This is a genomic window from Streptomyces sp. NPDC059454, assembly GCF_042749965.1.
Lineage (GTDB): Bacteria > Actinomycetota > Actinomycetes > Streptomycetales > Streptomycetaceae > Streptomyces.
Map to the genome: position 1 here is coordinate 1 of NZ_JBHYVC010000007.1, position 12,376 is coordinate 12,376.

Consider the following 12,376-nt stretch of genomic DNA (forward strand, 5'->3'; position numbering starts at 1 on the left):
CTGGGATGGCCGTGTCCGGTCACCGGGGTCCGGGTAACCGGCCTTCGTCGTCCGGGCGGCCTCGATCGCGGCCGCCACGGGTTCTCGTCCGCACCGACGCCGTCACCGTCGCGACCGGTCGGCGACAGGACCGCCGGTGTCCCCTGTCGGCAACCCGCCGTACACGCTCTGTACGCTGTCCCGATCACCGCCGCGCGGGCGGCAGTTGGGCCTGGGAGGAACGTCATGGGTGCTCCGGTACTGGAGGAGCTGCGGGAGGTCTGCCAGCCGCGGGCCAAGATGGACAGCCGCAACGGCGAGCACTGGGCCGGCCGCCTCTACATGCGGAAGATCTCCCTGCGCACCACCCGCCACCTGGTCCGCACCCCCGTCACCCCCGACCAGCTCACCTGGACCATGGTGGTGTGCGGAGTGGCCTCCGGCGCCGCGCTGATGATCCCGGGCCTGACCGGCGCGGTCCTCGCCGTGATCCTCATGCAGCTGTTCCTGCTCTTCGACTGCGTGGACGGCGAGGTCGCCCGCTGGAAGGGCCAGAACAGTGCGGCCGGCATCTACGTCGACCGGCTCGGCGCGTACCTCGCCGACGCGGCGCTGATGGCGGGCGCCGGCTACCGCGCCGCCGAGTCGGGCGTCGGCGGCTGGCTGTCGGTCGGCATCGCCGCCGCCCTCGGCGTCGTCCTCCTCAAGGCCTCCACCGACCTGGTGGACGTCGCCCGCGCCCGCCGCGGCCTGACCGTCGCCGACGACGAGTCCACCCGCCCGCGCTCGGAGGGCGTCGCCACGGTGCGCCGTATCGCCGCCGCGTTCAAGATCCACCGGGTCACCAACGGCATCGAGGCGTCCCTCGTCCTCCTCGTCGCGGCGGTAGCCGACGTAGTGGCCGACAGCATCGAACCGACCCGCTGGGCCCTGGGCGCACTCGCCGTCATCACCTGGGTGATGGTCCCGGCCCACCTGCTGTCGATCCTGTCGTCGTCCCGCCTGCGCTGACCCGGCGGCCCACCGGTGCGCCGCCGCGGGCCGCGTCCTGGTGCCGGCGCGGCAGCGCGTTCGCGTCCGTCTCCGCCGTACCGTCGAACGACGCCTGCGCCGGGGCGCGTCGGGTCGCGAGGTCCTCACACGTCACACAGTCGGGGAACGGTACGGGGGCCGACTCACGTCGGCCAACGGCCGCGCATGGTCATGGGCGGCCCTGAGGCCCGCGCTCAGCCGCTCCTCCGGTGGGGCCGTACGCACCGACGCCGGGCCCGCCTGCCATTCCCGGCCGCCGCCGACGGGGCGCAGCATCAGGTGCGGGTCGGCCGTTCCCTGGTATCCGCAAGTGGAGCGGGTGTGCGTTCGGCGTCCCGCCCTCAGAGCCACCCTTGCTGGAATTTCGTGAGCACTGACCAAGGATGTGTTCACGCCCCTCACATCTGAGCGCTGCCCGAACACAATCGGCCGAGATGCTCACACCGTCCACACTCCCCCCGGACCGCAGAGCGGCGTGCGCGCCCTCAACGGCGTCTCCTGGCAGACGGCTTGAGCCTCACCGCCCCACCCGCATCTGCGTGTGCTCCCTGCGTGGCGTCAGTTCACTCGCCTGGGTGAACATCACCGGTTTGCCTGCTTTCGAGGCTCCGACTTCCTTTACCCTGCGCCCCGTGGTCGCCGGCCCGCACAACATGCCCGTGATCACCGATCCCGAGGAGGCCCGCGCCGACCTCGTCCTGACCAGTCTGGCGGCCATCACGCACGCCGCCGAACCCGCCGTCAATGCGATACCGAAGGCCCTGTCCACCGCACTGCGGGACGTGCCCGAAGACATCGCGGACCCCATCGTCGAATTCACCGCACAGGGCCTGGGCAAGCACCCGGCCAAGCACCTCTGGAGGAACCTGGTGGCCGTGGACCTCTCCTTCTACAAGTCCTACCTCGTCGAAGAGATCCGGGAAGAAGCCCGCGCGGAAGCCCGCGCCGAAGCCCTCGCAGAAGCCCTCGTCAAGAGCCGTGTCGAGGACATCCTGCTCATCCTGGAGCAGCGCGGTCTCGACATCTCCGACGACGTCCGCAGCCGCATCGCGGACTGCACCGACCCCGACCTCCTCCGCCGCCGGCTCACCCGCGCCGTCACCGCCCCGAAGGCCGAGGAGATCTTCGAAGGCGAGTGACCGGGCGGGACGTCGGTCTCGTGGGCGTCCCGTGGCTCCTGGTCGCGCGTCACCAGCCGCTGGTCGAAGTACCGTACGACGTACGGTACTTCGACGAACACGGGTGCGATTGGCTTTATGCTTGGCCCTGCCCTCATGGGCCGAGATCGCACGCCGGGAGGCATTTGTGTCAGCGCTGGAGCCGGACGACCCGCACTCCGTCGGGGCGTACCGGCTGCTGAGCCGGCTGGGCGCGGGCGGGATGGGCCGGGTCTTCCTCGGCCGCTCCCCGGGCGGGCGGCTCGTCGCGGTCAAGGTGGTCCATGCCGAGCTGGTGCGCAGGCCCGAGTTCCGCGACCGGTTCCGCCGCGAGGTCGAGGCGGCCCGCAAGGTCAGCGGCGCCTTCACCGCCCCGGTCGTCGACGCGGACCCGGACGCGCCCCTGCCGTGGCTGGTGACCAGTTACATCGCCGGGCCGTCGCTGGAGCAGGCGGTCGTCGAGCGGGGGCCGTTCGAGGCGGGGGCCGTACTGGCGCTGGCGGCCGGGCTGGCCGAGGCGCTGGTGTCGATCCATGCCGCGAACCTCGTGCACCGCGACCTCAAGCCCTCCAACGTGCTGCTCGCCGAGGACGGGCCCCGGGTCATCGACTTCGGGATCGTCCGCAGTGTCGAGGCCGACTCGATCACCGGCACCGGCCTCGTGGCCGGCTCGCCCGGATTCATGTCGCCCGAGCAGGTCAACGGCGGCACGATCGCCCCGGCCAGCGACGTCTTCTGCCTGGGCGCGGTGCTGGCCTTCGCGGCGACCGGCGCCAATCCCTTCGGGGAGGGACCGACCCCCGCACTGCTCTACCGCGTGGTGCACAACACCCCCGACATCAGTGCCGTCACCGACCCGGCCCTGCACGCCCTCATCGGCGACTGCCTCGCCAAGGACCCGGCCCGCCGCCCCACCCCGCAGGAGATCCTCGCCCGGGTCGGCGCACTGGGCAACGAGCGCACGATGGCCCTGCGGCACCTCGGCCCCTGGCCGCAGCAGGGCGACGTTCCCGACTCCCCGACTCCGGCCGGGACGCCCCTCCCGGGCGCCCGTCCCACGGACCCCGGGGCCCTCCCGGGCGCCCGTCCCACGGACCCCCGGGCTCTCACGAACGTACTCCCGCGCGACGGCGGACCCGGCGCCCTCCCGCAGCAGGCGACCATGGTGGCGCCGCGGTTCCACGACCAGGCCACCCGGGTGGGCGCCACCCCGGAACCCGCACCCGCCGCGACGGAGCCCACCGGCCGCAGGGCGGGCCGGGAACGCGGCGGCAGCCGACGGGCCTTCCTGCTCCTCGGTGTCGGCGGGGGCGTGGTCGCCGCGGCCGGTGTCGGGGCGGGGTTCTGGCTCAACCGATCGGCCGCCGCGGACCGGGACCGGGTCACGCCCCCCTCCTCGGCCTCCCGCTCGTCCTCACCCTCCGCCACCCCTCAGCCCGTCCGGCCCGTCGGACACTGGCCCCTCGACGAGACCTCGGGCACGGTCGCACGGGACACCACGGGCGGCCACGACGGCACCGCGACCGGCGTCACCTGGGTGCCCGGCGGAGGCGGAGCCGTCTTCGACGGGCAGGGCGGCCAGATCATGACCGGGGGACCGGTGGTGGAGACCGGGGAGGGCCGGAGCTTCACGATCGCCGCCTGGGTCCGGCTCTCCGCCGCACCGGGGGGCTGGGCCACCGCCGTCAGCCAGGACGCCGGGGACGCCAGCGCCTTCTACCTCCAGTACGCCGTCGACGAGAACCGCTGGGCCCTCTCCCGCCCCGGCCTGCGCGCCGCCGGCCGCAGCGAGCCCGCCGTGAACGTCTGGACCCACCTGGCCGGCGTCTGCGACGGCCAGGCGCGCACACTGCGGCTGTACGTCGACGGCGTACAGGAGGCGGAGACCGAGGACACCCACCCGATGTCCGCCACCGGCCCCCTCATCATCGGCCGGGCGTCGTACGGCGGTCAGGCCGTCGACTTCTTCCCCGGCGCCGTCCGGGACGTACGGGTCTTCGACCGGGCCCTCTCCGCCGCCCGGATCACGAAGCTCGTCGGCTGACCCGCTCCGGCGCCACGTCCGCGCTCACCCCGGATCCGCGCTGATCGACCGCCAGATCCGGTCCGGCAGGACGGCGGCCGCCTCGTCGAGGTCGACGTCGCCGAGGGTCAGCCAGCGGCGGCTGACGCCGACGACCGGGCCCAGGATCAGGGACTCGAGCAGGGACACCGACAGGGGCGCGACCTCCCCCGAATCGATGTGCCGGCTCACCCACGCGGACAGCGGCGACAGCCGGGCCTCCTGGGCGTCCCGCAACTGCTTCGCCTGGCGCATCCCGAGCTCGTCGGCGCGGGAGGAGTGCAGAAGGAGACCCGCGTCCCGGTGGTCGCGGATGAACGCGAGATACGCCTGTACGAGGGCGTGGACACCGGCCCGGGCGGAGTCCGACTCCTCCAGGGCCGTGACCATCCCGGCCAGCAGCCGCTCCAGCCAGCGCATCAGCAGGGCGGTCAGCAAGCCGTCCATGCTGCCGAAGTGGTGGTAGAGACTGCCCGGACTGACGCCGCTCGCCGCCGTCACCGCGCTGACCGTGAGTCCCTGCTCGCCCGACTCCGCGTAGACGCGCAGTGCCGCGTCCAGAAGCTGTTCGACGGTGACCTCGCCGCGGTGCTGCTTGGGACTCATCGCAGGGCCGTCGTACCTTCCGGATGTGCTTCTGGAGTGAATTTCTAGAATTCCCTTCCAATCCTAGCTCGCGCTGGTTCAGACTGACCCGTGCCGACGTGCGGTCCGTCCGTCACGGGGGAACGGGCGGGCCGCCACCGGTGGCGCGGTGACGGAACACGACAACGGGGCAGGCGTGATCGAGTTGGCTGGAAGCGGCGCCGAGCCGCTGGAGGACGAGGACCCGCGACGGATCGGACCGATCCCGCTCGTCGGACGGCTCGGAGCCGGCGGCATGGGCCGCGTCTACCTCGGTGTGCACGAGGGGCGGTACGCCGCCGTCAAGCAGCTGCTGCCGTCGGTCGTCGCCGAGGACAAGGACTTCCTGCGCCGCTTCGGGCACGAGCTGGACAACCTGGCCCGATTGCCCGAGCACGCCACGGTCCCGCTGCTCGCGGGTGACCGCACCGCCCGGCCCCCGTGGTTCGCCACCGCCTACGTCCCCGGCCTCACCCTGAGCGAGGCCCTCGAAGCCCATGAGGGGCCCCTGCCCACCGGCGCCCTGTGGCTGCTGCTGCGCGAGGCCGCCGCGGGGCTCGCCGCGGTGCACGCGCTGGACATGGTGCACCGGGACGTCAAGCCGTCCAACGTCATGCTCACCCTCGACGGCCTCACCCTCATCGACTTCGGGGTGGCCCGCGCCGCCGAGCAGAGCCGGCTCACCCGGACCGGCATGGTGGTGGGCACTCCCGCCTACATGTCCCCCGAACAGGCCTCGGGGGCGCGCAGGTCGACCGGTGCCGTCGACGTCTTCGCGCTCGGCTCCGTCCTCGCGTACGCGGCGAGCGGCCAGCCGCCCTTCGGTGACGAGTCCGGGCACGGCGTGCTGTACCGGATCGTGCACGAGGAACCCGACCTCGACGCCGTACGGGCCCTGGACCCCGAACTCGCCGAGGTCGTCGCGGCCTGCCTGGACAAGGACTACGAGGGCCGGCCCACCGCCGCGGAACTGGTCGAGCGTGCCGACCGGCACGGCCCGTTCACGCCGCCCCTGTGGCCGGAGGCCGTCACCGCACGGCTGGCCGAACGGGCCGCCTTCGCGGAACGGACGCCGGCCGTCCCGGAGGAACCGGAAGAGCCGGAGAAGCCCGAGGAACCGAAGGCGCCCGAGGTGTCCGGGCCGGCGCGGGAGGAGCGCGGTCGCCGGACACGGGTGATCCCCGTGGTCGTTCCCGTCGTTGTCGTCACGACGGGCGCCACCCTCGCCTTCACGCTCCTGCCGTACACCTTCGACACGGGTGACGGGTCGGGACCCACCCCCTCCGCGTCGGTCACGGTCTCCGCCGGCGTGACGCCGTCACGGGCGGCCGTCGGGTCCGCGAAGCCGTCGCCGTCCACCAGTGCGTCCTCCACGCAGGACCCGAAGGACCTCAAGGACTCGGACAAGCCGGGATCCGGCTCCCAGGAGTCACCTGCCGAGGCCGGGGCGGAGGGTGCGGGCGCCGGCTCGGACGCGGACGACGGAGCCGCGAAGGGCGACGGCAGCGGCGGTGACGACTCCGCCCCGGACACGGACACGGACACGGACACGGCGACCGGGGCCCCGTCGACGGGCGGCTTCACCCTGCGCAACGCGTCGAGCGGACAGTGCCTCACCGCCTCCGGCAACACCTCGTACGGCAATGTCGGCGGGGGCGGCTGCACCGCCGCAACGGCCCGCTGGAGCCTGCGGAGCGTCTCCTCCGGCACCTACCGGATCGTCCACCGGGAGTCCGGCAGCTGCCTGTCCGGCTACGGTTCGATGCACAGCGCGGCCTGCGGTGCGGACAACGCCCAGGAGTGGCGTCTCGGTTCGGGCGGCACCGTGATCCTCGCGAAACACGACCTGTGCCTGGAGCACGTCTCCGCGAGCGGCATGATCATGCGGCGGACGTGCAGCGGCTCGGCCGCCCAGAGCTGGACCCGGGGCTGACGCGGGGGCGGTCAGGCGGGCCCGCCCCGCTCGCCGTCCCCCGGCTTGTCGTCCTTGTCCTTCTCCTCGCCCAGCGACTTCAGGAACTCGGGGTTGTCGTCCGGCGCGACCCACTGCCGCCGGCCGCCGCCCCGGCTCCAGGCGGAACCGGCGGAGCCGCCCGCGGGGTGCCGCTTCTTGCCGGCGATGAGCCAGGAGATCGAACCGACCAGCGGGAACAGCAGCACGAGGATCGCCCACAGCGGTTTGGGCATGTGCCGGATGTCGTCGTCCTTCGTACTGATGCAGTCGATGAACGCGTACACGCTCAGGGCCAGTGGCACCAGGAACATCAGCACCCGCAGCATGGGCCTCTCCAGCGAAAGCGGTGGGCGGTACAGGGCCAGGGTAACCGCTCGGGGATACTTGACCGCATGGCTTACGACGATCTTCGCTCCCTGCTCAGGGCGCTGGAGCGCGAGGGCGACCTCAAGCGCATCAAGGCCGAGGTCGACCCGTATCTGGAGGTCGGTGAGATCGTCGACCGGGTGCAGAAGGCCGGCGGTCCCGCACTGCTCTTCGAGAACGTGCGCGGCTCGGACATGCCCCTCGCGATGAACGTGTACGGCACGGACCGCCGCCTGCTGAAGGCGCTCGGACTGAAGTCGTACGCGGACATCTCCGAGAAGATCGGCGGGCTGCTGAAGCCCGAGCTGCCGCAGGGCTTCATCGGCGTGCGCGAGGCGTTCGGGAAGCTCGGCGCGATGACGCACGTACCGCCGAAGAAGGTGAAGTCCGGGGACGCGCCCGTGCACGAGGTCGTGCTCACCGGCGACGACGTCGACCTCGACCGGCTCCCCGCGCTCTTCACCTGGCCCAAGGACGGCGGTTCCTTCTTCAACCTGGGCCTCACCCACACCAAGGACCCCGAGTCGGGCATCCGCAACCTCGGCCTGTACCGGCTCCAGCGCCATGACAAGCGCACCATCGGCATGCACTGGCAGATCCACAAGGACAGCCGCAACCACTACCAGGTGGCCGCCCGGCGCGGTGATCGGCTCCCGGTCGCCATCGCCTTCGGCTGCCCGCCCGCCGTGACGTACGCGTCCACCGCGCCGCTGCCCGGTGACATCGACGAGTACCTGTTCGCCGGGTTCGTGCAGGGCAAGCGGATCGAGATGGTCGACTGCAAGACCGTTCCGCTCCAGGTCCCGGCACAGGCCGAGGTCGTCATCGAGGGCTGGCTGGAGCCCGGCGAGATGCTGCCCGAGGGGCCGTTCGGCGACCACACCGGCTTCTACACCCCGCAGGAGCCCTTCCCCGCCCTGAAGATCGACTGCGTGACCATGCGGAAGCGTCCGCTGCTCCAGTCGATCGTGGTCGGCCGGCCCCCGACGGAGGACGGCCCGCTCGGGCGGGCGACGGAGCGCTTCTTCCTGCCCCTCCTCAAGATCATCGTCCCGGACATCGTCGACTACCACCTCCCCGAGTCCGGCGGCTTCCACAACTGCGCGATCGTCTCGATCGACAAGAAGTACCCCAAGCACGCGCAGAAGGTCATGCACGCCATCTGGGGCGCCCACATGATGTCGCTGACCAAGCTGATCGTGGTCGTCGACTCCGACTGCGACGTCCACGACCTGCACGAGGTCTCCTGGCGGGCCCTCGGCAACACCGACTACGCCCGTGACCTCACCGTCGTCGAGGGCCCCGTCGACCACCTCGACCACTCCTCCTACCAGCAGTTCTGGGGCGGCAAGGCGGGCATCGACGCGACGAGGAAGTGGCCCGAGGAGGGGTACACGCGTGACGGCGGCTGGCCCGACATGGTCGAGTCCGACCCGGACACGGCCGCGCTCGTCGACCGCCGCTGGAAGGAGTACGGACTGTGACCTCGGCCTCCGCCGCGCTTCCGCAGCAGCCGGGACGCACGAAAGCCTTCCTGCGCCTGGTGATGATCGAGCACTCGGTCTTCGCCCTCCCCTTCGCCTACATCGCCGCCCTCACGGCGATGTACGAGTGGGACGGGAACATCCACTGGGGCCGGCTGCTCCTGGTCACCCTCGCCATGGTCGGCCTGCGCACCTTCGCCATGGCCGCCAACCGGATCATCGACCGCGAGATCGACGCCCGTAACCCGCGCACCGCCCACCGCGAGCTGGTCACCGGCGCGATGTCGGTGAAGCACGCCTGGACCGGCGCGCTGATCGCCCTCGCCGTCTTCCTGGGCGCGGCGGCCCTGCTCAACCCGCTCTGCCTGGCCCTCGCGCCCATCGCCGTGATCCCGATGGTGGTGTATCCGTACGGCAAGAGGTTCACCGACTTCCCGCAGGCCATCCTCGGGCTCGCGCAGGCCATGGGTCCGATCGGCGGCTGGCTGGCCATCACCGGATCGTGGTCCTGGGACGCCGTCGTCCTCGGCCTCGCGGTCGGCGTCTGGATCGGCGGCTTCGACCTGATCTACGCCTGTCAGGACGTCGACACCGACCGCGAGACCGGCGTGAAGTCGGTCCCGGCCCGCTTCGGCATCCCGGCCGCCATTTGGGGCGCCCGCGCCTGCCACGCCGTGACGACGGCCCTCTTCGTCTGGTACGCGCTCCTCACCGACGCCGGCGCCTTCTTCTGGCTCGGCCTGCTGATCGTGGCCGGGGCCTTCGGCTACGAGCACACCATCGTCCGCCCCCACGACCTGACCCGCCTGAACCGGGCGTTCTTCAGCGTCAACGGGTTCATCGGCATCGCGTTGTTCGTCTGCGCGCTGCTGGACCTGCTGGTGCGGGGGCTGACGGTGTAGAGCGCCGGTGCGCGGCCGGGGACTCAGCCCTGGGGCTCCTGCGGCTTGGCGTCGACCTCGCGCAGACCCTGGTCCTTGAGCCCGGTGCGCGCCTCGGTGCGGTGGCCGCGGGCGATGTAGTCCCGCACGACCACCTCGATCGCGTCCTGGGGCGAGCCGACCCCCGCCAGGACCATCACTTCCACCACGAGTTCGGCGTCGAGACTGATATTGACCTTGGCCACCGTGTCCCCCTCATCGCGTCGCACCGGCACTCTAGCCGCCCGGGGTGCGGTGGTACGTGCCCGAAGACCGGCCGGTGGGGCCTCCGACCGGTCCTGAGCGCGGACGCCTGCCGCCCGCCGGTAGGCTCGAGTTGTGAACGCAGGAGAAACGCGGCGCAGGCCTTGGATCGTGGGGGTGTCGGGGGCGTCCGGGACGCCCTACGCAGCCGCTGTGCTGCGTGCGCTTCTGACGGCGGGGGAGAGTGTCGACCTCGTCGTGAGCCGGGCCTCCCGGCTCACCCTGCTGGACGAGACCGGCATCGCCTTCCGGGACGCCCACTGGCGGGACGACCTGCGGGAATGGCTGTCCCGGGGCGCGGACGGCAAGCCGGACACGTTCACCGTCGACCTCGACGGCGTACGGCACTGGGCCGCCGGTGACCTCGCGGCCGGGCCGTCCTCGGGGTCGTATCCGAGCAAGGGCATGCTGATCGTGCCCGCCTCCACGGCCGGTGTGGCCGGGGTGGCGCTCGGGCTGTCCAAGGACCTGTTGCAGCGGGCGGCGAGCGTCACCCTGAAGGAGGGACGCACGCTGGTGGTGGCCGTACGGGAGACCCCGCTGAACGGCCAGACCCTGCGGCACCTGGTGACGCTGGACGACGCGGGCGCGATCGTGGTGCCCGCCTCGCCGGCCTTCTACGCGGGCGCGACGCACATCCAGGACCTGGTGGACTTCGTCGCCGGGCGCGTACTCGACGCGGCGGGTGTCGAGCACCGGCTCTACCGCCGCTGGAAGGGCGAACTCGGCGGCGGATCCCGCACGGACTGAGCACTTTCGCACCACCCCGGCACGTGCAGAACTTTCAGACCTCTTCAGTTCCAGTGGAAGGCTTCGATTCGATGGACGCGGTGGACAGGCAGCTCATCCAGGCCCTGAGGGAGAACGGCCGGGCCTCCTACGCGGAGCTGGGGCGCCTCGTCGGCCTGTCGGGACCCAGCGTCACCGACCGCATCAACCGGCTGGAGGCGGCCGGTGTCATCACCGGCTACCGCGCCACCGTGGACGCCGCTTCGCTCGGCCTCGGCGTCATCGCCCTGATCGGCATCTCGCTCTCCGACGCCGCCGACCACGAGGACGTGGCGCAGCGGCTGAAGGAGCTGAAGGAGATCGAGGACTGCTGGTTCATCGCCGGCGACGACTCCTTCATGCTCAAGGTCCGGGCGACCGACGTGGACGGCCTGGAGAAGATCATCCGCCGGCTGTCCGGCACCAAGGGCGTCTCCCGGACCCGTACGACCATCGTGCTCTCCACCAAGTGGGAGAACCGCGTCGGTGAGCTGCCGGAAGAGGTGGAGTAGCCGGGGCGTACGGTTGACGGGGTCTGTCCGAAGAGGTCGAAGGAAAGAGGGATCGGCATGGACGTCGGGCTCAAGCGCGAGCTGGAGGAGAAGGTCAGGGCGGGTGTGCGCCTGACCCGTGAGGACGGCATCGCGCTGTACGAGTCGGACGACCTGGCCTGGCTGGGCGGGCTGGCGCACGAGGTGCGGACGCGGCTGAACGGCGACGTCGTGCACTTCAACGTCAACCGCCACCTCAACATGACCAACGTGTGCACCGCCTCCTGCGCCTACTGCTCCTTCCAGCGCAAGCCGGGGGAGAAGGACGCGTACACGATGCGCATCGAGGAGGCGGTGAAGCTCGCCAGGTCGATGGAGTCGGAGAACCTGACCGAGCTGCACATCGTCAACGGGCTGCACCCCAACCTGCCGTGGCGCTACTACCCGCGCTCGCTCAGGGAGTTGAAGGCCGCGCTGCCGGACGTCTCGCTGAAGGCCTTCACGGCCACCGAGATCCACCACTTCGAGACCATCTCCGGGATGTCCGCCTCCGAGATCCTCGACGAGCTGATCGACGCGGGCCTCGAGTCGCTGACCGGCGGTGGCGCCGAGATCTTCGACTGGGAGGTGCGGCAGCACATCGTCGACCACCGGACCCACTGGGAGGACTGGTCGAGGATCCACCGGCTGGCGCACGAGAAGGGGCTGAAGACCCCGTGCACCATGCTGTACGGCCACATCGAGGAGCCCCGCCACCGCGTGGACCACGTGCTGCGGCTGCGTGAACTCCAGGACGAGACCGGCGGCTTCCAGGTCTTCATCCCGCTGCGCTACCAGCACGACTTCGTGGACATGAAGGACGGCAAGGTGCGCAACCGGCTCCAGGCGCGGACGCGGATGGCGACCGGCGCGGAGGCGCTGAAGACGTTCGCGGTGTCGCGGCTGCTGTTCGACAACGTGCCGCACGTCAAGGTGTTCTGGGTGATGCACGGCGTGCAGACGGCGCAGCTGGCGCTGCAGCACGGTGCGGACGACATGGACGGCTCGGTGGTCGAGTACAAGATCACGCACGACGCGGACGATTTCGGCACGCCGAACAAGCTGACCCGGGAGGACCTGCTGGACCTCATCCGGGACGCCGGGTTCCGGCCGGTCGAGCGGAACACGCGGTACGAGATCATCCGGGAGTACGAGGGCGCGGACCCGGCGCGCAGGGAGTCGCCGCAGCCGATGCGCGTGTGAAGGGGCGCTGCCCCGCCGGCCCCCGCCAGGGGG

At 71.5% G+C, this 12,376-nt stretch carries 12 protein-coding genes; 9 read left to right on the forward strand and 3 right to left on the reverse strand.

Annotation, left to right across the window (positions count from 1 at the left end; all coding sequences use genetic code 11):
- Positions 1 to 225: 225 nt before the first annotated feature.
- The 3 genes from ACFXAE_RS06755 to ACFXAE_RS06765 all read left to right on the forward strand — a co-directional run bounded on the left by ACFXAE_RS06755 (position 226) and on the right by ACFXAE_RS06765 (position 4,212).
- Positions 226 to 990, forward strand: a complete 765-nt coding sequence (locus tag ACFXAE_RS06755) for a CDP-alcohol phosphatidyltransferase family protein (protein ID WP_384709082.1) — start codon at positions 226 to 228, stop codon at positions 988 to 990.
- A 455-nt stretch (positions 991 to 1,445) separates the two neighbouring features.
- Positions 1,446 to 2,150 (forward strand): hypothetical protein, encoded by a 705-nt coding sequence (locus tag ACFXAE_RS06760; protein ID WP_384709085.1) that lies wholly within the window; start codon positions 1,446 to 1,448, stop codon positions 2,148 to 2,150.
- A 166-nt stretch (positions 2,151 to 2,316) separates the two neighbouring features.
- Positions 2,317 to 4,212, forward strand: a complete 1,896-nt coding sequence (locus ACFXAE_RS06765; protein ID WP_384709088.1) for a LamG-like jellyroll fold domain-containing protein — start codon at positions 2,317 to 2,319, stop codon at positions 4,210 to 4,212.
- Between the two features lie 24 nt (positions 4,213 to 4,236).
- On the opposite strand, the gene ACFXAE_RS06770 is transcribed toward ACFXAE_RS06765, so the two are convergent.
- On the reverse strand, positions 4,237 to 4,836 hold the full coding sequence (locus tag ACFXAE_RS06770) for a TetR/AcrR family transcriptional regulator (protein WP_384709091.1): 600 nt from the start codon (positions 4,834 to 4,836) through the stop codon (positions 4,237 to 4,239).
- Between the two features lie 175 nt (positions 4,837 to 5,011).
- Between ACFXAE_RS06770 and ACFXAE_RS06775 the strand changes: the two genes are divergently transcribed.
- Positions 5,012 to 6,787, forward strand: a complete 1,776-nt coding sequence (locus ACFXAE_RS06775) for a protein kinase (protein WP_384709588.1) — start codon at positions 5,012 to 5,014, stop codon at positions 6,785 to 6,787.
- 11 nt (positions 6,788 to 6,798) lie between these two features.
- On the opposite strand, the gene ACFXAE_RS06780 is transcribed toward ACFXAE_RS06775, so the two are convergent.
- The gene (locus ACFXAE_RS06780; RefSeq protein ID WP_384709094.1) at positions 6,799 to 7,134 is read right to left on the reverse strand and encodes a PLD nuclease N-terminal domain-containing protein; all 336 of its coding nucleotides are present in this window, start codon (positions 7,132 to 7,134) and stop codon (positions 6,799 to 6,801) included.
- Between the two features lie 66 nt (positions 7,135 to 7,200).
- Between ACFXAE_RS06780 and ACFXAE_RS06785 the strand changes: the two genes are divergently transcribed.
- Together ACFXAE_RS06785 and mqnP are read left to right on the forward strand one after the other, a co-directional pair.
- On the forward strand, positions 7,201 to 8,658 hold the full coding sequence (locus ACFXAE_RS06785) for a menaquinone biosynthesis decarboxylase (protein WP_384709097.1): 1,458 nt from the start codon (positions 7,201 to 7,203) through the stop codon (positions 8,656 to 8,658).
- Positions 8,655 to 9,560: a menaquinone biosynthesis prenyltransferase MqnP gene (mqnP, locus tag ACFXAE_RS06790; RefSeq protein WP_384709100.1), complete on the forward strand. Its 906-nt coding sequence runs from the start codon at positions 8,655 to 8,657 to the stop codon at positions 9,558 to 9,560. Before ACFXAE_RS06785 ends, mqnP begins: the two co-directional genes overlap by 4 nt.
- A gap of 23 nt (positions 9,561 to 9,583) precedes the next feature.
- Here mqnP and ACFXAE_RS06795 read toward each other — a convergent pair whose 3' ends face one another.
- Complete coding sequence (locus ACFXAE_RS06795) at positions 9,584 to 9,784, reverse strand: type II toxin-antitoxin system VapB family antitoxin (RefSeq protein WP_384709103.1); 201 nt, start codon at positions 9,782 to 9,784, stop codon at positions 9,584 to 9,586.
- A 169-nt stretch (positions 9,785 to 9,953) separates the two neighbouring features.
- Here ACFXAE_RS06795 and ACFXAE_RS06800 point away from each other — a divergent pair, with 169 nt between their 5' ends.
- From ACFXAE_RS06800 to mqnE, 3 genes are all read left to right on the forward strand, one after another.
- A complete protein-coding gene (locus ACFXAE_RS06800) occupies positions 9,954 to 10,592 on the forward strand; it encodes a UbiX family flavin prenyltransferase (protein ID WP_384709591.1) in 639 nt (212 codons plus the stop codon).
- 71 nt (positions 10,593 to 10,663) lie between these two features.
- Positions 10,664 to 11,122 (forward strand): Lrp/AsnC family transcriptional regulator, encoded by a 459-nt coding sequence (locus ACFXAE_RS06805; RefSeq protein ID WP_384709106.1) that lies wholly within the window; start codon positions 10,664 to 10,666, stop codon positions 11,120 to 11,122.
- A gap of 57 nt (positions 11,123 to 11,179) precedes the next feature.
- On the forward strand, positions 11,180 to 12,343 hold the full coding sequence (gene mqnE, locus ACFXAE_RS06810; protein ID WP_384709109.1) for an aminofutalosine synthase MqnE: 1,164 nt from the start codon (positions 11,180 to 11,182) through the stop codon (positions 12,341 to 12,343).
- Positions 12,344 to 12,376: the final 33 nt, after the last annotated feature.